Raw genomic sequence first — 19,561 nt, forward strand, 5'->3', positions numbered from 1 at the left:
CGCAACTGTGTACTATTGATTTTCCGGAGTTTGAGGGTGGTATCTTTGTATCGTCGAAAGGGAAATAATTCCCCGGACACGATGTTTAACCCTTTAATTTATTGTTTTATGATTCGTTACAAGATTTATCAGAACCAGCAGAAGAAAGGCTTGAATGCGGGTAAGTGGTTCGCCCGTGCAGTAAGCGACGAGACGTTTGATTTGGCAAAACTTGCCGAGCATATGTCGAAGCACAATTCACCGTATTCCGGCGGTGTCATCAAAGGTGTGCTTTCGGATATGGTAGATTGCATCAAGGAATTGTTGCTGGATGGCAAATGTGTGAAAATTGATGATCTTGCCATTTTTGGGGTGGGTATTCGCAGTAAGGCGGCTGATACGCTGGAAGAGTTTTCGCTGGAGAAGAATATTACCGGTATGCGTCTGAAAGCTCGTGCCACCGGTAATCTGTCGACCAATAATCTGAAACTCGACAGTCAGTTGAAGCAGCAGGCGGAATATCAGAAACCGACAACTGCCGGAGGAGGTTCTGATTCGGGTGACAACCCTGATCCAAAACCGGATGGTGGCGGCGAAGCGCCTGACCCGGCTGCCTAAAAGGTTCACCACAGAGGACACGGAGGACACTGAGTTTTTTCACCACAGGTTATTTCTTTCCTCTGCGTCCTCTGTGTCCTCCGTGGTGAATAAAAAAACTATTATCAATTTATTTAAAACTTCTTATTATGAGTAATTCATCATCTCCCCGCTCCGTATGGAGCTTCATTATCAAAGTAATCATCACCGTTGCCACCGCTATCGGGGGCTTGATCGGAGTACAGAGTTGTATGTAACCCCATGCGGACTATTACATTAATTATCATTCATTGCAGTGCCACGCCGGAAGGAAAGTCCCTTTCGGCGGAGGCTTGCCGACAGGATCATATCTTGCACCGTGGCTTCCGTGATATTGGCTATCATTTTTACATTACTCGCGACGGGGAGATCCACCGGGGACGTGCTTTAGAAAAGGTTGGAGCACACTGCCGGAATCATAATGCCCATTCGGTTGGTGTTTGTTATGAGGGAGGATTGGATGCGGGCGGAAAGCCGAAGGATACTCGTACTGTGGAGCAAAAAGGAGCTTTGCTTGCTTTGTTGAGGGAGTTGAAAAGGCAGTTCCCGAAAGCGTTGATTGTGGGACATCGTGATTTAAATCCGATGAAGGAGTGTCCGTGCTTTGGGTGTGTGAAGGAGTATTCACAGGTATAAGCTAATAAAAAACGAATGGCTGACAGGATTTGTATTGTCAGTCATTCGTTTTTCTATTTTCTCAATAATAAACCGGATTTATTCGTATTGCCAAATATCATCCATGGTAATAGGCACATAGGCACCATCTTTCATCTCTATAATCACAGAAGGTTCATGCACAACAAGAGTATGCCACACTCCGACAGGCACTTGAACACCATAAACACCTTTCATGGGATTCAAATCATAGCGACCACATTCAATCCCTTTCTCATTATAAAAAAGTTCTGTGACATGACCTCTAAGTAAAATTACGGTCTCATTAGTTACTGTGTGGCGATGAATAGGAACCTGCGTTCCCGGTTGCAAGGCATTGAGCATACGCTGTGAAGTGTCTCCATTGCCATTACGCAAATCGAGATTGACACGGCGTCTCTCATTAGTTTCGGCCTGCGACAATAATTCATCAAGCAATTTATCATTAATTTCCATCATTCCTTTCGTTCGCTTTTGCACGCAAATACTCTTCGTGCAGATGATAATACTTCTTTTTGAATAAGATATAGGCTACACACAGCAATACCAATACCACCACGAGATACAAACACTTGTTCACAGGCAGATAGATGGCACCCAAGGAAATTACCAGCTGCATAACCATGTAAATGGTGGAGACTGTCACATGCTTAATATGCAGCTCATTAGCCATCAGTTGATAGGCATGTTTGCGATGAGGTTTACCAATATTCTCATGCAACATGATACGATGGCAGATAGTAAGCACACTGTCCACCCCATATACCATCAACAGCAGAATGCCCCAGTAGTTTCCAGTCTTTATAATATAAGAGCCTAGGAAATAGAGTAAAATAAATGCAATGGAGACACTGCCCACATCACCGGCAAAGCATTTTGCCTTGGTACGGAAGTTGAACAAGCAGAATACCAATACACTCAACAGAGTCACAATAATAAAGTTATTGTCGGTGTATTCCCCCTGCATATTCAAGAGCAACAATGGAATCAATACCGCCAATGAATAACCACCGGTAATACCATTGATTCCATCCATAAAGTTATACGCATTGATAATGCCGGTGCATACTATGAGCGCAATGATAACCACCCACCAATACTCGGGCAGCAAAATACCCCACTGGTAGAACATGAGTGTCATGGCGACAAAGTGCACAATCAAGCGAAACTTATTGGGTACCGAATGAATATCATCCGCAAAACTGATGCCCCCCAACATCGTGAGCCCTAACAGGAACCAAGGACATGTAAAACCATAGAAGGCAGCATAAAGCCAGGCTCCAAACAAGAAAATAATACCTCCGCCACGCAACACAATAGTACTGTGCGATGAACGTAAGTTGGGTTTGTCTATAATGTTAAACTTGTCAGCAATCTTAAAATAAACCAATTCAAGAACAAGCAATAATACTGCTATTAACAGATATACGACCATACTTATTTTGTATTTGCAAATGATTTAATGGTTTGTGTAAGTCCTTCTTCGGCACGTATGGGCATTTTATCTATACCCAGTGCCTTTTTTATTTTAGCATTACTCACCACATAGTTTTCGGTTAGCTTTGTCAAACGCTCCGAGTTTAGTGGCAGGTGCAACACATCTCCCACCTTCGCCATGCCGTTCATCAGCCCCTTAGGTAAATGCCAAATATGTGTTCTCTTGCCCAACGCATTGCAAATGATTGCAATAAGCTCGTTGGTTGACAATGACTCATCATCTCCCATATTGTATATGCCACTCTGAACTGGCTGGATAAGTAACTTTTCAATGGCAAAGCAAAGATTACCAATGGAAGTAAAGCAACGGCGGTTCTCAAATGCTCCCAACGGCCAGGGTACTCCCCTTTTCACTATACCATAAAGCAGATTGAGATTGCCTTTGTTACCGGGACCATGTATCATACAGGGACGCAGGATATACACTTGCTTATCTGCGGCTAGATGAGATAGAATATATTCTTCCGCCTTGATTTTGGACTCACCGTAAGGACCTACAGGATTAGGAACAATATCCTCAGTAAGAATATCGCCCGGAACAAAATCGGCAGCAGCCTTTACAGATGAGAAGAAGATGAACTTCTTGGCAGATGATTTCAGGAACCAGTCATAGATCTTTTGAGTGAGACCAGTGTTTACCTTAAAATAGACCTCTGGTCCAGAGGTATTCTTCAAATCGTGTGCCTTGCCAGCAAGGTGGATGATAGCATCCACTTGTGGAACCTTATCTTCATCAAGGTCTTTCCAAGAAAAGGTTTTGCCCACACCTTCCTTTTCCGGAGAAACAATGTCTAGGCCATAAATTTCATGATTCCGCCCCATGGCTTTAACAAGATTACTTCCTACAAAGCCGTGGATGCCGGTTATAAGTATCTTCATATTATTCTTTTGTAAAAATCAATTCAAAAACTTTCACAAAGTATTTCAATCCAAGCAACGGCATACATGTCCATATTCCATTTTCACGACACGCGCGGACAATCTCCTTGTTCAATACCCAGTTACTTTTCCAGTTAGCAGTACTTTTACCTCCTGTACGCATCTTCATGAAATCCAAATGCAAATACTCCGACTTCAATTTATTTGAATAAAGGAAACGAGTCAGCAACTCGTAATCAGCCGCAATCTTGTAGTCATACTGATAATAACCATACTTCTCAAAATTGTGCTTATAGGTATAAAACGAAGGATGTGCAGGCATAAAGCCAAAGCGGAAACGCCAAGGTGCAAAGTTTTTCGATGAATAATAGCGTACTGTCTTATCCAAATCACCATCATTCACAAAGCGGACATCACCATACACAACCTCGATGGATTTATCCTGTTCAAAAGCCTCTGCTACCTTCGAGATCACATCGGTACGATGGAAGAAGTCATCCGAATTGATGATACCCACAACGTCACCGGTAGCTATTTTTATGCCTTTATTCATGGCATCATACATACCCTTGTCTTTCTCTGAGAACCATTTCATGCGCCCATTGAATTTAGGCTCATATTCTTTGATAATATTTACGGTTTCATCCTTGGACAAGCCATCAGCAATGATGTATTCCAAATTCGGATAGTCTTGTTTGAGTACGCTTTCTATCGTGTCACGAAGCGTTGCAGCGCTATTCCATGTTACTGTTACAATTGATATCTTCATTTGATATTTGTCAAATCTTTATTATACATTGTCTTAAAGTATGCAATGATCTTCTCCTTGTCATCCCCACAATTGGACTTTATTTCATATATCTTCGCATCCACCAACATTCTGTACCACAAGCCTTGAAAGAAATCCCAACAGAATCCTTCTTTGCCATCCAAGAACCCCATCTTCACAATATAGCGATAGATAAAATATGCGAACGAACGCCAAAACAAAGGCATTCTACTAAACAAATCCTTCTTATTACGTTTTTTCTGTACGCCATCACTTAGATTTTGTTCGCCTTCTTCCTTCCCATTAAAGTGATATATCTTGTTTAATTGGTCAATTGCTTCCCGTAATGCATAGTCATTGTGCTTTGCGATAAACGCCCCTAAAGGCATTCGATTATCATCGATAAACAAGCCTTCCAGTTCAATCGTTTCACCTTCCAACACCACCAATTGCTCATCCATCAGACGTTGCTCATAGCGAGCCTTACCCTTTCTAAAGCATCTAACCAATCTAACACTTTCTACAATCCCGTGTTTCAGTCTCTTTCCCATAAAAGCACGTGCTCTTGGCAGGGATAAAGCCGTGACAGTAACAGGAAGAGAAGGAACCGTCCGTTGCATTTCCTCAATCAGTTCAGGAAAAAGATACTCATCGGCATCTAAACGGAATATCCACTCTGTATCAATATCCAAGTTATCCAATACCCAGTTAAATTGTTCTGCCTGATTACCCGGATACTTATGAACAACAACTTCCACATTATCAAACTCCTTACATATTTCTACCGTTCTGTCAGTAGAAGGACTATCCACCACTATCACCTTTTGAGAAAATGGACATACATTCTCCAAACAACGACGAATATGTATTTCCTCATTGTATACAAGAATGATGGTTGTCAAATCAAGTTTATTCATTTTTCAGTTCTCTCTTCTTAATGAATTTAGCTGGGTTCCCACCGACTATAGTCCATGGTTCAATGTCCTTACAGATTAAAGATGCAGCAGAAGCTACTACACCATCGGAAATACATATTCCTGGAAGCACCTTACAACCTGTAGCAAGCCATACGGCACTACCAATAGTAATATTACGCGTAACCAATGTAAAATGTGGACTATTAACATCGTGTGACCCTGTAAGAAGATAAACATCCTTTCCTATACAAGATTTTTCGCCAATTGTAATAGGAGCCATTGCATATACCCATGATTGTTCACCTAACGATGAAAGACCTCCCATTGTTACATTCCATGGGTTAGCGTCCAATTTTGACGTGTACCCCAAGGAAAGCCGCCACAAGGCGGTTCCCTCATAAATAACGTCAAAAAAGATACTGATTTTTAATATTTGTTATTACTCCAGTCCGATTGTCAAGGGTAACAAATGTTCATAATCCCTACGTCCTTTAACAATTTCGCTGAAAAATCTCTTGAAATAATCAAGCACAGACACACCCTGCATCTTACAGGTTGAGATGATGGTATGATATACCGCTGAAACGTGTGCCATCCTGTCACTTCCGAAGAATAACGAGTTCTTTCGCTCACCGGCCAAGGGACGGATAAAACGTTCGGCAATGGAATTGTCGATGGAATAAGAGCCGTCATTCAAGTAGGCGAACAGCTGAGTCCAAAAAGTATTCATATAATTTATTGCCTTCTCCATCAACTCTCCGCGGGGCGGATGACCGTCACTGAGCAAGACGTCAAGCTTACTGCGTAACTTTATGATTACTTCTTTGGTCTTTAAGTTATTCCGGCAAAGCTTTATCTGCTCGGGGGACAACTGCCCTTCTTCATACTCGCGTTCCAGCTTGTAAAGCTCACCGATCAATTCCAATATGAATGCCGCATCCTTATCATTACCCTGATCCAACGCATACTTGAACTTCGCACGGGCATGGGCCATGCAACAAAGATGTTCTATATCGACCATATGATCATCCAAATACAGATAGACATTGTAGCCATCTGACTGAAGAGCTTTCACCTGGCTGTCACCCAAGATATGCTTCAAGGCATCACGTCCTCTGGAACCATCCTCGTAGCAATAGATAACCACTTTTGACAGTTTGTTGACCAGACACCAGATGTATTTCTTCTTATAGCAGCCTTTACGCTTTACCCGGCACCAGGTCTCATCACAGTTCACGATGGAATCCTTTTCCAAACAACTATTCTTAAGATAAGCAATCAAAACGCAGAAATGGGTAGAGCCTTTCTCCAACCAATTGGTCAGACTCATACGGCTCAAACGCATTGATTCACCTGATAATCTGTACATTTCACGATAAAGAGGGGTATCCAGAACATATTTGTTGAAAGCAAGATAAGCCAGAAAAGAACCGGAAGCGTGCGTTCCAGGAACCACGTCAATGATTTCAGGCTGCCCACTGAAAGGGAAATAGCCTTCATGAATTTTCCCGTCCGAAGTCTTATAGCGGATAACCTCGTAATCATGCTCGACAAGCTTGCTTACCTGTTCATAGGCATATTTACGGAAACGTTTGATGATTTTTGAACCTGCCGGCAGTTGGCGGATATCACTATTATGACAAACCGTATTGTCAGCGCTCATAGTGCGATAAGAAAGTCCTTGACGATAAAGACGGGCTTCTTTTGATTTTGATTCAAAATCCTCTTCCTGCGCATGAGCCTCACCAGATTGTGGCAAGCAGGAGCCGAGGGATTGGGGAGTGCCGTCGAAATCATCCTTGTCACGTGTATGGTCCTCTTCGACCTCACGCTTCTTTTTATGGATTCCTTTTTGGCTCTTACCATCATAAAGATTCTTATTACGGACTTTAAGCCGCTCTTCCAAAGCTGATATTTTAGACAACAGATTGATGTTCATCTGTTTATAATCGTCCAGCTGTTTTTCAGCTGCAATGGCCGATCTCTGCAAAGACAACAGTTCATCAACCTTGGACAACAGTTCATCTATGCGAGCCTCGTCCCGTTGGATCCGTTCAGCGTCACGCTCACGGGCAGCCATCAGCGCTATTATCATTTTTGATTTTTCGTCAGGGGTCATATCTGAATATGGGTCTTCAAAAGGTGCAGGAGTCTCCTCCCGTTCCTTCAATTTCCTTGCGGAAGAAAGCTGTTTCATTCTTTCCAAATCATTCATATTCAGCATCTTTGTTGCTTCAAAGATACAAAAAAACAATGAAATAAAAGAATTTTTTACTACTTTTTAATTGATAATTATTTGATTATTAAACGTTTAACAACAGGGGATTCCAACAAGAGGATGACATCCTGCCAATTGATTGAATAAATACTTTCAGCACCATTACAGGTTACATGCATAAACTGGTAGCCGGGTCTGAAACGTTTCTCAAACATACTGTAAGACCGTCGGTCATAGCTGAACAAACGAACCAGACGTAAATCTTTAGACATCACGATAAAGACATCACCATCCTCAGGCTCACGGTTCAACTGTTGATGGATGATGGATAAGACCTTATCATATTTACAGCGCATATCATGAAAATCACGAACTAAGAAAAAACGATTTAGTCCTGTAATATTCAACATAAGCCCTCCAGTTTCTCCACTAAGCTTTTCAAACCTTCGTAGCTTAAATTTTTCTGACTGAGATGAACACCATTGCTCATGCGGATATCCACCAGGATTCGAAGTTCGGTATGACAAGAAAGCCGAGGATCCGATTCTGGCTTTACTTCCCGGATTGAGGAAGGACTTTCCGGCACTTCTGCTTCCGTTGAGGGAGAACCCAAAACCTGAACAGGAATTATCTTCTTTCGGGTATCCTTGTACCATTTGGAAAATAGGTTATAAGGAACTTGGTTGGACATACAAAATTTCTCAATAGAAACACCAGCAGGGATACCTTCCAATTTATAGCGCAAAAATAGACGCTCAAAATCATTGTAACTATACATAAACTTGGATTTTGATTTAACGAAAGCAAAGGTCTGGATTTTATATCGGTTATACTATACGGCATTTTTGGACGCTAACATTCCATGGATATTCAATCTTACAGGACGGATGTAACCTACAAGTATAATCTATTTTACTCCCGAAAAGACGAGTTAACCACACACGATATCTCCGAAAAATTCCCAATCGAGAGGGACTCCAACGAAATATGGTACTATTTACTGTCCCCCACAATAAATTCTTAATTTTTTCATTACGGCTCAAGCCATTTGTTTGTATTGGATTAAAAAGAGAGATCATCTTATCCCCCTTTTCGTTGCTAAAATAAAGCTAAGATAATTCCTCACATCACCACCCCAGATAACATTCTATCTTTCAATACTTTAGCTGGATTCCCTCCGATTATTTTCCATCGTTCCACATCCTTATACACACAAGCACGAGCTCCAACCACAGCTCCTTCACCGATAGTCACGCCCATACCCACGAAAGCATCAACTGCTACCCACACAGCATCTTCAATCACAATAGGAGCGGTAATAAGAGGATGTAATGGATCTGTTACATCATGGCTAGCTGTACAAAGAAAAGCACCTTGTGATACAGTCACATTGTCACCTAATATTATAGGAGCTACATTGTAACAATCTACATTAGATGCCAAACATGAATATCTCCCCATGACCAAATTCTTCGGATAGTAAACCTTTGCTGATGAATATACCACAGCAGTGGAATCAATCTTAGCCCCAAACAATCGAAGCAACATCCGTTTCCATCCACTTCCCATACTACGAGGCAACGGTCGTGCTAAACAGCCCCATACAATACTCCAAGCAAAACGCACCAATTGATGCTTTCGACCAAGAAGATTTTCATATTTCGATAAGCCAATCTTTGATTTTTGCATATATATCACTTTATTAAATTCTCATACATTTCGATAAACTGTTTTGATACAGTTGTACTGGCATACTTATCCTCAACTAACTTTTTTCCCCTACGTCCCATTCGCTCAAGATCATCTTCTGAGCACTTCAAAAATTCACGCAATGCCGAAACCAAAGGTTCTGTTCCTATTTCAATACACCACCCGCATCGGTGGTCATTTAACTCCGCCCAAGGAGTCCCATAGGTTGTAACAACCGGTGTTCCACTAGCTAAAGCCTCAGGAACAACAATTCCAAAATTTTCGCTAAAAGTAGGAAGCACAAATAAATCAGCCTTTTGATACAAAGCCCATTTGCCATCACCGAACATAGGACCAATAAAGTCAAATAGTTTAGTTACCCCATTTTTTGAACAAGAGTTTTTCAATTCTTGCACATACGATTGTTCTCCGGGACCTGCGATAGTGAAAGTATAACCAGTAAACTCATCTTTGAGCTTGGCAACAGCTTCAATGAGGAAATTAATGCCTTTCTTCGGATGCACTCGACTCAAAAAAAGCACATTCTTGGTGTGCTTCCACGAATCCTTAAACTGAATCTTATCAACCTGCACACAATTGGCAATCACATGAACGTTTCTATTCCAACCAAGGTTCAGCAAATTATCACGTTCTGTGTCAGCCGTTGCATGTATAAGATCACACACTTGAACCCCCTTTCTCTGAAACATCAGAATTGCTGGCAATTTCTTCGTCCAATAAAAACGCTTGATGGCGTATGGTTCCAACATACCATGAGGGGTATACACAACCTTAAGACCTACAGATTTAGCCCACATAACAGTCAAAGCTGACACTGGCAACCAACAGCAATTGGAATGAAACACCTGAGGTCTCACTTCATTGAGTATTTGTAGAAATTCCTTCTTACAGTTATTCCAAGGCAAATACCTATAGGGCATGTAATGAATGGTACAGTTATCTAACTTCAACTCATTCTCCGAAAGGTGAGTCAACACATGCAAATCACATAACTTACCCAAATCCCTCGCGAGCAAAGCCATATAAGCTCCTACTCCACCAGAGTTTTCGTCAATCGAAGGAATATAATGTAATACTTTCATCCGAATTAATTTTATGCTTTTGAACAAGGACCATTTGTTATTGTTATCTTATTGCCTGATAATAAGACTTCAGAAAGCCTAAAAAAATTATCAGCAGCATTCTTAGGTGACCAAACATCATGAATAGTCCTGTATGCTTCTTTTGACATCTTCATACACTCCTCTTTGTGCTGTATCAACCACATTACCTTTTCAAAGAGGTCGTTCTCTTTTCTAAGTGAAAACGAGAAGCCATTCACTCCATCTTTGACTAAATAAGGGGTTGAGCCTGCCTCAAATGAACTGACAGGACAGCATCCATTACCCATAGACTCATTGAGTACTGCACCCCATCCTTCATTTCGATCACTTGTCAAACATACAATATGATGTACTTGCATAACTTGTACTACCTTTTCATTAGGCATTGCTCCAAGAAGGTGTATATATGCCTCTAAATGTTTATTATTCACCATCGTTCGGATGGACTCAAACATACACCCTGTTCCAATCATATTAATTTGAAAATCAATGCCTACATTCTTAAGTCTTTCAGCCAATGAAATCATTACCTCAGGATGTTTCCAGTCAATAAAACGGCCGCACCACAAGATGTTGATTATACAAGCACTGGATTTTGCTTTCAACAGACAATCTATATTCAAATCGGCACACTGTGTAAAATACCCCCATTTATAAGCCTTGCCCCCAAAAGCACCCATCAAATTAAAATCTTTAGCTGCATACGCACTGGCTCCCAAAAGATATATCGGTTTGTTATGGCACATAGTATGATAAACAAACATCTGTTTTATCAAATTGGGTGAAAAAAAATTCTTCCAACCCTGTTTTAACCATCTCTCACTATAAAGGAAAGTTAATTTTCCTGTTCTAACACGTTCTATAAAATAATTCAATGGAGCTGCACCATAAACCATCACATCAGCAGTACGTATCAACTGCAATGCGTGCTCTTCTGTTTGTTTATTATCTGATATTCGGATTAAATAAGGTCGCTTCTCAAAATCTTCACTTTTACCACCTTTAACATTGTCTCCTTCCGGATTACCAGTCTCAACAAACCAAAAGTTTCCATCACACAACCGATATAGTTCGTCAGCGACACCCGCCTGATGGATATTTAATACTACTGAAACAAATACAATTGTCATAACCCCTATTTTCTTTTAATGGAATGGGCAGGAGCTCCCGCCACAACATCATTTTCTGCAACATCTTTATTTACAACAGAATTGGCTCCGACAATGCAACCATCATGCAACACAACATCACCATATATTACAGCACCGGGATTAACGGTTACATTATCTCCAATAATAGGTTTATGTATATCTTTAATTGAGCCAAATGTCACACTTTGATAAACCGTGAAATTACTTCCTATTGATTTTACATTTACATAAATCCCATCACCATGTACAACATGTAAGCCGGGACCAATCTCAATATGGGTGCCTATATGCACACCATATTTATACTCCAAATGACGAAATCGCAAGAAACTATATACGCCAATAGGAGAATACAATACAAGCTTATGCTTCTTACAATATCGTGAGAATCTAAGCCAAAATTGAAAGCGAAAAAGCGGACTTGTAAAATACATCTTTAGAAGTCCTTTCCAAGAAAAATGCGCCACATAAGGACGCGCCAACATATCCGATTTTATTAAATCTATAAAAGAGTAACCTTTTGCAATCATATAATCAACTCATTAAAGATTATACTATCTGATTTAGATAAATCAAATACTTCTCTATTAAATCATTAATATTGTAAGAATACTTGAGCACTTGCTTATACCTCGCCACCTTATAATTTGAAATAAGCTTTGCTAACATATTGTAATCGTGAGGTTCAAACAGCCATTTGTCCTCATCTACAATATATTCAGCCGCTCCTTGATGTTTACAAATCATAAACGGCACGCCACACGCTGCAGCTTCCGTACATACACAACCAAAGCCTTCAAAAAAAGAAGGGAGCACAAACAGGTCTAATTGATTATAAAACTTATTCAATTCCGAGTGATGAATCTCCGACTTAATTTCTACGAATCTACTCAAATCATTATCCCCTATAAATCGTTGGCATTCCGATAAATTGACACCTGAACCAACAAAAACAACTTTAAAGGATGTATCACCATTGTCTCGCAACATTTTTATTGCTCTCAACAAAGTCATTTGGTCTTTTAGCTCAACGAAATTTGCGACACAACCAATTGTAAATTTTTCCTTCGAACATTCGTCACCTACCAATGCAGTTTTTTTTGGAAAAAACTTATTACAATCTACGCCATTATATAATGTATAAGTGTCCTTAATAATCGGACTTCTTACACCCTCCACGCTTGTTAGCGCTTTGCGATAACTGTCATAATAGAGATTCTTTGGCGGATTGGGGAAGCACATCAATGAATCCTTTACAAAATCACTGATACAAAGATGTAAATCAACCTTCTCAAATAGTTCAATGCTTTTTTGAGCTCTATAAATAGCATTCCACCTTTTTTGGGCCCATTTACCATTCCGTATGGTATATGGATCACAATCGTGATGCTGAACTACAGCCTTTATCCTAGAGTTTATTTTCTTTAATGCAAGCGCATAAGCTGCAAATTGAGAAGTATGCCCATGTGCAACTACAATTTGACTGACATCAATACCTAATTGCTTAACGCGATCTATAAAGAAGCGTGAATTAACCCCATTAAAAATACCATTAAGAATTAGCGAAGGCATTTCAAACGCATTAAAATAATACACTTTCACTCCTTCATATTGATAATCCTCAAATTTTTCCCAAGGAGACTTCGGACGAAAGACTATCACTTTATAGTCACTATTACGTTCGATTGCTTGCACTTGGTCATAAACGTAAGAATAAAACAATTTGTCCTTTGAAGGGAAAAATGGAGTAATAGTAATATACAATTTATCTACCATTTCAAAATGATTGCCCATACATCACACTCTACAAGCTATTACTTATAATCGCCTTAAATTCTTTAGGGAGCTCAGTAGAATCACCTATTACAGCTTCAGGAACATTACCGGAAAAGACAGAGGGAAAGTTTCTCTTATTAAACAAAATGGGAACTCTTCCAAGGAAGGCACCCCAGCCACTAAAAGTTGACATAGAAGCTATCAGCATTTTGCATTTTGAGATAGCCCAAATATCTGCAAAAGCATTGCCATAAAAAGCTCTCTCTGCATTAGGGATATTCAGCAACAATTGCAATTCCTCGTCTGATCCATCAGAGAAAATGACAAACTTTTGTTTCGGATTAATCTTAAGAATATTTTCCATGACACCTTTATACCAATCCAAGCTAACTCGCCAACTTTCCACATAGTCTCCCAGTCTAACATGCACTGCCACACAATCTTGTAGCAGTCCGTTAGTTGTTACGTGTTCTATTGTTTTTGGTCGAATAATTCCATTAAAATACTCTTGTACCAACTTATAATGCGGTTCTAAATCCGTAAAATAGTCCCCGCAACCCATAAACTTCACCAAACGCTTAGGTTGTATCTTCAAGAGCCACAACTTACGGAATCCTGTAATGCCTTTATCATAAAATAAATCACTATACACGCGCTTATCGCGTTCGCCTCGTAGAATTGGACCGATACTAATCTTACGCCATGTAGGCGCAATCATGTCAGTACCTTTGATTTTTGCATTTACATAGGCACGAGCTGCCACATACATACAATTGGCCAGCCCCGGCCCGCTTACACGAAAGCAACCATAGTCCTTCTCAGATAAAGCCGGGTACATTATTTCTTTTTTCATATTGTTCGTCTAATATACTTTATATTTTTTTCTTTTGCACAATACCGCCAAAGATGTAAAGAATATGGTATTAGACATTTCATTTACACCCCAAATATAGCCTTCAAAAAAGCAATCAAGAACTGTTGATACAACTACAAAAAGATGGAATTTAATATACTCATCTTGCGTTTTCCAATACCTAAAAAAGATTTGTAGTACATCTATTACAAGATAAAGTATTAAGAGGCTTGCTAATGGGATCCCAAACCACTTTAACCAGTCTAAATATGTATTATGAGAACCAAGTTCGCTAATCATATTGGCTCCTTCCGAATTGGGGCACATGATGCCATTACCCTCTATCGGATTTTCATCGATCATAAAAATAGCCGCCTCACGCTCTGATTCTCGATTGGATATAAGATCACCACTTTCTACACTTTCAGTGAATCGTTCAATGCCAATTAAATGAATGCCAAGAGAGGGAAGAGCCAAGGTGGCTGTCATATAACATACAACCAATGCGATAATTAGTTTTTTATTTATTCCATACCGAATAAATATGGCTATCACAGCCATTGCAGCCGAGGAACGACTTCCAGTTAATAAAACAGCCACCAAACAAACTAACATAAGTCCTCGAGAAAGCCATTTTTTGCCTACAAACGGATTTATCATCAACATTCCGGCAAAGGTTAAGACAGCCAAATGACCTGCCGCATTAGGATTTCCAAATCCGAATACATGTCGTCCATTTATTCCTGCTGAATCAAAAAAGGCCAAGCCAGCCGTAATCAACACCACGCAGAACAGTAAAAACTTCTTGCAAAATTCCGAATGGTAATACTCCGGGATCTTTTCTATCGCAATTACCGTCATCATCAACATGGTTGTCTTGGCTATAAGATACACCCATGTTCCTTCATGTATATGACTCAACCCAAAAACGAACTGATATACCCACAAGATAACAATATACGCACCAATAAACTTATACTTATTCAAGTGAGCAAGTAAAGTATTCATATTGATGGCAATCGAAACAACCCCTAATGCCAATAAAGGATAGAAGAACAAATTGCCGAAAGGAGTCAGTATTTGATACTGCATACATATATTGCCTAATAAAAATAGAAACAGCCAATAATTAGTTATTTTTGCCATATCTACAAACTTTCAATCAATTGAACCCACTGTTTTCCAACTTCTATATGTGAGAACTTCTGCACATTACGCTTCGCCTTTTTACTCATTTGGTTTCTCAATGCATTATCAGTCATCAATACTTCAAGTTTATCCGCATAAGCATCAAGGTCAAACGGTTTGATTAAAAAACCATCTTCTCCATCTGCAATGATTTCGGGAGCTGTGGAATAACTATTAAAAGCCAAAGGAACTACCCCATGCTGCATAGCCTCTGTTACCACCATGCCAAAACTTTCATAGGCTGAAGTGAGGCAGAAAATAGAAGCCTGCTCGTAGTATGGACGCGGATCCTGTTGACCTTCAAAACTACAATTCGTGAGCTTCAACTCTATCGCCAATTGATTGACCTTATCCATATAATCTCCATCCCCAACAATTTGCAACTGCCAATCCGGATACTTTTTACAAACCTTTGACCATATATGTAATAAATAATCCGGACGTTTAGGTCCAAAACTCAATCTACCCACAAAGAGCACCTTCCGTTGTTTGGGTTCCAACTCCTGCACCGAAATATAGGAATTAAAGTTGGGAATAATCGCAAATTTAGAAGCATCTTTGTCCTTATAAAAGAACTGAAATTCTGGAATAAACTTTTCAGAAAACAATACGACTTTATCGCTCTGTCGATAATTATACTTCAATCCCCTTGATACAATATACTTCCAACGAATCTTTCTCAACCAGCACATATCCATATGATGATACATAGAATAATGAGAATCATGAATTACCGATATGACCTTCACATCATCAGGCAGCAGTTCTCGTGGCATTATACTAAAAAGATTTACTTGGTTGATAATCACGGAAATTCTATGTATCCGTATTACATCCAATAATTGAGTTTGACGCTTTGAATGGTCGGTATCAAGCAGGTATTGTGTGGTACAAGGTGTATATGGTTCTGTAGAAGAGCGCTCATCAGAAAGGAATACCACACAATACCCCTCTTGCATCAATCGGCGAGCGAGAGCATCGGACACACGTTCTATTCCTCCCATCATAGGATTCACCTCACGAGGAGAAACAATCAATATATTTTTCATTTACATTTACCTATCAATATTGGACAGCAGAAATTAAAGAAATAAATGCATGTCGTAATCAAAGCCACTACGATGACATAGCCTAAAAACTTATTCATACCATCATCTATCAATGGTTTGATCGCATATATATAAATGGGCCAATGTGCCAAATATACAACCAAAGAGTTATGCCCATAGAACCTCCAAGGTCTAGCAATAAAGAATGAACCGACCTTATAACTGAAGAGTACAACCAAATAGGTCATACATATATTGTAAACCATACCATAAACAGGAATCAGAAGATTTTGACCACCAAAAATTCTTCTAAAACACAATTCATTAAAAACAGGTGTACAAACTAAAACGACAAATAATACAGCAAAACAAGCAAACAACAACCTTTTATTTTCCAATTTTGGATCGGTTATAATTTGATAATTTCTACCCCATAAACACCCCAATTCAAAATAAATCCAATTTACCAAAATATGTGCGACCGGTATACAAGGAATAATATCATAATACAACTTGCCATAAAGAAAATATCCTATAGGATAGAATATTAATGAAATTAATATTCCCCAATATTTACATTGTAAATACCGAACAATCAAATAGTGAAAACAAAGATATAGAAACATGGCCTGTAAAAACCAAATTATCCCCCCCTGTGAATATTTATGAAACCTCCAAAACCAAGATAAATCACCAATCTCTGATTTTGATTCCATTAACAATGCTGATATACAGAAAAAAGTAAAAGCTGGTACTAACAATGAAATAGCTTTCCTTTTTATCCATACTATCCCTTTATTAATATCAGGCTGTTTATAAAGTGTTCCAGATAAAATAAAAAAGAAAGGCATCTGAAAACTCGCCCATAAATACATTGGCATTTCCATATGCATCCATACCACCCACAATACAGTAATCCCCTTAGCTATATCCAAAAAATCTAAACGCTGTCTATTCATTTATACGATCTACCTTAAATTTTTGACAGAAGATTAAACCATTGCCTACCAATTGACTCTTGTGTAAATCGATGAGCAGACAGTATCGATGCTTTTGCTATTCTCATCCTATATTCTTCATTAATCATCAATGCTGTCATTTTATTAGCGTATTCCTCTAAATTCTTCCAAGGCACAATGATACCATTCTCATCATTAGAAATAATATCATAAAGAGATGAATAGGTATCAAATGCTATTGGTACACACCCCATCTGTTGTGCTTCTGTAAGCGTCAGTCCCCAACCCTCAGATACGCTTGTCATCATAAATAATGAAGCTTCTTCATAATAAGGTAAAGGATCCTTTACACCTTCAAAAACGACTCTCTTCAATTGCATTTTTTCAACCAATTTTCGATAAAACATTTCATCATTTCCTTTACCTAATATTTTAAGATTCCAACCATTCAGTTCGGTATTCTTCTCTATTAACCTCCATACCTTTAGAGCTAACGAAATTTTCTTATGTGATTCATCCAACCTACTAACTATTAACACATAATGTTTCTTTTCACTTAATTTATCCACATCATAAAACATATCAAAACTTAATGCATTATTAATCGCATCCATTTTGACTGTATTGTCAATTCCTGCATATCTACAAAATTCAGGAATAAATCGTCTTGATAACAAAACTACCTTGTCAGAAAAGTTAACCCCCTCCTTATAAGCTCTACGCAATCTTATTGGAGCCATATATCGATTAAATGGATACAATACTATTGATTTACAAATTTTCGCTACTTCACTAATACAGCGAACAGGATAATTAAATACACTTTTAAAACGTAAAAAAAGGATTTCTCCACCTGGTTCAAAATGATGTACTAGAATGATTTTTGTACATAAACCATCTACAGATTTACGAAATTCTTTCGTGAGTCCAAAAATTCCTTGGTTTACCAAAATATCAATCTGATATTTTACAATGAATTTTCTTAATTTCTCCTGCGTTGTAACATCACTGAAATTATCCAAACAAATTGTGTCTACAAACTTCGTACGAATATAATTATCTGGAATACGTTCACTGTACATCGAATAACACTTAAACCCATAATATTTTGTAAGAGCCGATGTTACGTTTGTAGTTGTGCGCTCTGTCCCTCCAATTTCCGGAGAGACCTCATTGGGTGTATAAAATAATATATTCATATTAACAATGTGTTTGGAGAATATCAATAGGCAACAGTTCAAAAGGAGATGAATCTAGTAAGGGTTGTAAATCAATATAGCCTCGTTTGTATAACTGGAACATATTGTCAATCTGATTATAAGTTGTATGCTCCGTTACTAATAACGGTCCCTTCCTGTCAACCCCTATTGATTGAAAAAAATCATGAAATTTAAAATGACCTCCTATTAATCTTTGTGTTTCAAACCAAACATTTGGAATACCATACGATTCTGCAATTATAAGCCCATGAAGTGAGCTACTCATAATACGCTTACACTCACAAATCTCTTGAATAACATTCTTCCAATCTTCGTATCCTTTTAGTGATATTACCTTTGCACCATATTGCTTTTGAAGTTGCTTAGCAATAAATGGAGAAGTCGTTGATACATGATTAATAATACCCAAATCATATTTCTTCTCAACCTTATCCATGGGAAAATATCGGGAAACCAACAATGCGGGATCTCCATATACAGCAGGGCACTCTATTCCTTGTTTTATTAATACTTCCCTTGTGAGCGGTCCCCTAACAGCTAATACTTGGTAAGGTCTCTGTTCCAGTATTCGGTCATCAATCATACCAGCTCCCCATACAATGGTTCTTTTATTTGACAACCATTGTATCGTTGATCCTATCACTAAATAGTTGGACATTTGTAAATGCAATGCCATAGAGTTATGATTGTAATGAACGATAGGTTGCTGAACAATTTCCCTAAGAAAATGATAATTAATGTCATCCCCCCAATTTTCATTTTTAACTTCCTTCCCCTCATAAGCTAAAATGGCATTAATAAAAATAGGGTTTGACAATAACTCTATTATATTTTTAATGAATCTCATTTCTTATAATACATTTAAAAGTTAAATTAGTATTCAAATTTGAGTCATACCTCATTCTAGATATTATTTCAGTACATAAAAACAGTTCCGTTAAAAGCTTAATATCTTATTACTATTCGACATAACGTCGTTAGCGTCCAATTTTGACGTGTACCC

The 19,561-nt window shown here is 38.7% G+C and carries 23 protein-coding genes; 3 read left to right on the top strand and 20 right to left on the bottom strand.

The annotated features are described in order from the left end of the window. The first annotated feature begins 108 nt into the window (after nt 1–108). The 3 genes from CJF29_RS13690 to CJF29_RS13700 all read left to right on the top strand — a co-directional run bounded on the left by CJF29_RS13690 (nt 109) and on the right by CJF29_RS13700 (nt 1,251). Nucleotides 109–597, top strand: coding sequence for a DNA-binding protein (locus CJF29_RS13690; protein WP_099145941.1), 489 nt, complete (start codon nt 109–111; stop codon nt 595–597). A gap of 128 nt (nt 598–725) precedes the next feature. Beyond that, the gene (locus tag CJF29_RS13695; protein WP_004297473.1) at nt 726–833 is read left to right on the top strand and encodes a smalltalk protein; all 108 of its coding nucleotides are present in this window, start codon (nt 726–728) and stop codon (nt 831–833) included. A 4-nt stretch (nt 834–837) separates the two neighbouring features. Next, complete coding sequence (locus CJF29_RS13700; protein ID WP_099145927.1) at nt 838–1,251, top strand: N-acetylmuramoyl-L-alanine amidase; 414 nt, start codon at nt 838–840, stop codon at nt 1,249–1,251. 78 nt (nt 1,252–1,329) lie between these two features. Here CJF29_RS13700 and CJF29_RS13705 read toward each other — a convergent pair whose 3' ends face one another. The 20 genes from CJF29_RS13705 to CJF29_RS13800 all read right to left on the bottom strand — a co-directional run bounded on the left by CJF29_RS13705 (nt 1,330) and on the right by CJF29_RS13800 (nt 19,405). After that, a complete protein-coding gene (locus CJF29_RS13705; protein ID WP_099145928.1) occupies nt 1,330–1,725 on the bottom strand; it encodes a WbuC family cupin fold metalloprotein in 396 nt (131 codons plus the stop codon). Beyond that, nucleotides 1,715–2,704, bottom strand: a complete 990-nt coding sequence (locus tag CJF29_RS13710) for an MraY family glycosyltransferase (RefSeq protein WP_099145929.1) — start codon at nt 2,702–2,704, stop codon at nt 1,715–1,717. Before CJF29_RS13710 ends, CJF29_RS13705 begins: the two co-directional genes overlap by 11 nt. Before the next feature lie 2 nt (nt 2,705–2,706). Continuing rightward, entirely contained in the window at nt 2,707–3,645 is a 939-nt protein-coding gene (locus CJF29_RS13715) for an NAD-dependent epimerase/dehydratase family protein (protein WP_099145930.1), read from the bottom strand. A 1-nt stretch (nt 3,646) separates the two neighbouring features. Continuing rightward, a complete protein-coding gene (locus CJF29_RS13720; protein ID WP_099145931.1) occupies nt 3,647–4,414 on the bottom strand; it encodes a glycosyltransferase family 2 protein in 768 nt (255 codons plus the stop codon). Continuing rightward, nucleotides 4,411–5,331, bottom strand: coding sequence for a glycosyltransferase family 2 protein (locus CJF29_RS13725; protein WP_099145932.1), 921 nt, complete (start codon nt 5,329–5,331; stop codon nt 4,411–4,413). Before CJF29_RS13725 ends, CJF29_RS13720 begins: the two co-directional genes overlap by 4 nt. Continuing rightward, nucleotides 5,324–5,701, bottom strand: coding sequence for a hypothetical protein (locus CJF29_RS13730; RefSeq protein ID WP_141561010.1), 378 nt, complete (start codon nt 5,699–5,701; stop codon nt 5,324–5,326). The genes CJF29_RS13725 and CJF29_RS13730 overlap by 8 nt, the downstream gene beginning before the upstream one ends. A gap of 69 nt (nt 5,702–5,770) precedes the next feature. Then, complete coding sequence (gene tnpC / locus CJF29_RS13735) at nt 5,771–7,555, bottom strand: IS66 family transposase (protein WP_413544483.1); 1,785 nt, start codon at nt 7,553–7,555, stop codon at nt 5,771–5,773. Nucleotides 7,556–7,623: 68 nt separating this feature from the next. Beyond that, on the bottom strand, nt 7,624–7,959 hold the full coding sequence (gene tnpB / locus CJF29_RS13740; protein ID WP_099147683.1) for an IS66 family insertion sequence element accessory protein TnpB: 336 nt from the start codon (nt 7,957–7,959) through the stop codon (nt 7,624–7,626). Beyond that, a complete protein-coding gene (locus CJF29_RS13745) occupies nt 7,953–8,327 on the bottom strand; it encodes a hypothetical protein (protein WP_099147684.1) in 375 nt (124 codons plus the stop codon). The genes tnpB and CJF29_RS13745 overlap by 7 nt, the downstream gene beginning before the upstream one ends. Before the next feature lie 344 nt (nt 8,328–8,671). Next, nucleotides 8,672–9,238: a putative colanic acid biosynthesis acetyltransferase gene (locus CJF29_RS13750; protein WP_099147600.1), complete on the bottom strand. Its 567-nt coding sequence runs from the start codon at nt 9,236–9,238 to the stop codon at nt 8,672–8,674. Between the two features lie 5 nt (nt 9,239–9,243). Further along, entirely contained in the window at nt 9,244–10,341 is a 1,098-nt protein-coding gene (locus tag CJF29_RS13755) for a glycosyltransferase (protein ID WP_099147601.1), read from the bottom strand. Between the two features lie 11 nt (nt 10,342–10,352). Beyond that, nucleotides 10,353–11,492 carry a glycosyltransferase family 4 protein gene (locus CJF29_RS13760; protein WP_099147602.1) on the bottom strand — a complete coding sequence of 380 codons (1,140 nt, stop codon included), beginning with the start codon at nt 11,490–11,492 and terminating at the stop codon, nt 10,353–10,355. Nucleotides 11,493–11,497: 5 nt separating this feature from the next. After that, on the bottom strand, nt 11,498–12,043 hold the full coding sequence (locus tag CJF29_RS13765; protein WP_099147603.1) for a serine O-acetyltransferase: 546 nt from the start codon (nt 12,041–12,043) through the stop codon (nt 11,498–11,500). A 19-nt stretch (nt 12,044–12,062) separates the two neighbouring features. After that, nucleotides 12,063–13,307, bottom strand: coding sequence for a glycosyltransferase family 4 protein (locus CJF29_RS13770; RefSeq protein ID WP_099147604.1), 1,245 nt, complete (start codon nt 13,305–13,307; stop codon nt 12,063–12,065). 10 nt (nt 13,308–13,317) lie between these two features. Next, nucleotides 13,318–14,142 (bottom strand): alpha-1,2-fucosyltransferase, encoded by an 825-nt coding sequence (locus CJF29_RS13775; protein ID WP_099147605.1) that lies wholly within the window; start codon nt 14,140–14,142, stop codon nt 13,318–13,320. 9 nt (nt 14,143–14,151) lie between these two features. Further along, on the bottom strand, nt 14,152–15,288 hold the full coding sequence (locus CJF29_RS13780; RefSeq protein ID WP_099147606.1) for an O-antigen ligase family protein: 1,137 nt from the start codon (nt 15,286–15,288) through the stop codon (nt 14,152–14,154). A 2-nt stretch (nt 15,289–15,290) separates the two neighbouring features. Next, a complete protein-coding gene (locus CJF29_RS13785) occupies nt 15,291–16,379 on the bottom strand; it encodes a glycosyltransferase (protein WP_099147607.1) in 1,089 nt (362 codons plus the stop codon). Further along, nucleotides 16,376–17,338, bottom strand: coding sequence for an acyltransferase family protein (locus CJF29_RS13790; protein ID WP_413544484.1), 963 nt, complete (start codon nt 17,336–17,338; stop codon nt 16,376–16,378). Before CJF29_RS13790 ends, CJF29_RS13785 begins: the two co-directional genes overlap by 4 nt. A gap of 14 nt (nt 17,339–17,352) precedes the next feature. Next, complete coding sequence (locus CJF29_RS13795) at nt 17,353–18,537, bottom strand: glycosyltransferase (RefSeq protein ID WP_413544485.1); 1,185 nt, start codon at nt 18,535–18,537, stop codon at nt 17,353–17,355. Between the two features lies 1 nt (nt 18,538). After that, on the bottom strand, nt 18,539–19,405 hold the full coding sequence (locus tag CJF29_RS13800) for a polysaccharide pyruvyl transferase family protein (protein ID WP_413544486.1): 867 nt from the start codon (nt 19,403–19,405) through the stop codon (nt 18,539–18,541). Nucleotides 19,406–19,561 lie beyond the last annotated feature (156 nt).

It is taken from the genome of Bacteroides celer, assembly GCF_002632415.2.
In the GTDB taxonomy this organism is placed as follows: domain Bacteria; phylum Bacteroidota; class Bacteroidia; order Bacteroidales; family Bacteroidaceae; genus Bacteroides.

Excerpts from the sequence above, each read along its gene's own strand:
- CJF29_RS13690 (WP_099145941.1), top strand. The coding sequence starts at position 109 with ATGATTCGTTACAAGATTTATCAGAACCAGCAGAAGAAAGGCTTGAAT.
- CJF29_RS13695 (WP_004297473.1), top strand. The coding sequence starts at position 726 with ATGAGTAATTCATCATCTCCCCGCTCCGTATGGAGCTTCATTATCAAA.
- CJF29_RS13700 (WP_099145927.1), top strand. The coding sequence starts at position 838 with ATGCGGACTATTACATTAATTATCATTCATTGCAGTGCCACGCCGGAA.
- CJF29_RS13705 (WP_099145928.1), bottom strand. The coding sequence starts at position 1,725 with ATGGAAATTAATGATAAATTGCTTGATGAATTATTGTCGCAGGCCGAA.
- CJF29_RS13710 (WP_099145929.1), bottom strand. The coding sequence starts at position 2,704 with ATGGTCGTATATCTGTTAATAGCAGTATTATTGCTTGTTCTTGAATTG.
- CJF29_RS13715 (WP_099145930.1), bottom strand. The coding sequence starts at position 3,645 with ATGAAGATACTTATAACCGGCATCCACGGCTTTGTAGGAAGTAATCTT.
- CJF29_RS13720 (WP_099145931.1), bottom strand. The coding sequence starts at position 4,414 with ATGAAGATATCAATTGTAACAGTAACATGGAATAGCGCTGCAACGCTT.
- CJF29_RS13725 (WP_099145932.1), bottom strand. The coding sequence starts at position 5,331 with ATGAATAAACTTGATTTGACAACCATCATTCTTGTATACAATGAGGAA.
- tnpC (WP_413544483.1), bottom strand. The coding sequence starts at position 7,555 with ATGCTGAATATGAATGATTTGGAAAGAATGAAACAGCTTTCTTCCGCA.
- tnpB (WP_099147683.1), bottom strand. The coding sequence starts at position 7,959 with ATGTTGAATATTACAGGACTAAATCGTTTTTTCTTAGTTCGTGATTTT.
- CJF29_RS13745 (WP_099147684.1), bottom strand. The coding sequence starts at position 8,327 with ATGTATAGTTACAATGATTTTGAGCGTCTATTTTTGCGCTATAAATTG.
- CJF29_RS13750 (WP_099147600.1), bottom strand. The coding sequence starts at position 9,238 with ATGCAAAAATCAAAGATTGGCTTATCGAAATATGAAAATCTTCTTGGT.
- CJF29_RS13755 (WP_099147601.1), bottom strand. The coding sequence starts at position 10,341 with ATGAAAGTATTACATTATATTCCTTCGATTGACGAAAACTCTGGTGGA.
- CJF29_RS13760 (WP_099147602.1), bottom strand. The coding sequence starts at position 11,492 with ATGACAATTGTATTTGTTTCAGTAGTATTAAATATCCATCAGGCGGGT.
- CJF29_RS13765 (WP_099147603.1), bottom strand. The coding sequence starts at position 12,043 with ATGATTGCAAAAGGTTACTCTTTTATAGATTTAATAAAATCGGATATG.
- CJF29_RS13770 (WP_099147604.1), bottom strand. The coding sequence starts at position 13,307 with ATGGGCAATCATTTTGAAATGGTAGATAAATTGTATATTACTATTACT.
- CJF29_RS13775 (WP_099147605.1), bottom strand. The coding sequence starts at position 14,142 with ATGAAAAAAGAAATAATGTACCCGGCTTTATCTGAGAAGGACTATGGT.
- CJF29_RS13780 (WP_099147606.1), bottom strand. The coding sequence starts at position 15,288 with ATGGCAAAAATAACTAATTATTGGCTGTTTCTATTTTTATTAGGCAAT.
- CJF29_RS13785 (WP_099147607.1), bottom strand. The coding sequence starts at position 16,379 with ATGAAAAATATATTGATTGTTTCTCCTCGTGAGGTGAATCCTATGATG.
- CJF29_RS13790 (WP_413544484.1), bottom strand. The coding sequence starts at position 17,338 with ATGAATAGACAGCGTTTAGATTTTTTGGATATAGCTAAGGGGATTACT.
- CJF29_RS13795 (WP_413544485.1), bottom strand. The coding sequence starts at position 18,537 with ATGAATATATTATTTTATACACCCAATGAGGTCTCTCCGGAAATTGGA.
- CJF29_RS13800 (WP_413544486.1), bottom strand. The coding sequence starts at position 19,405 with ATGAGATTCATTAAAAATATAATAGAGTTATTGTCAAACCCTATTTTT.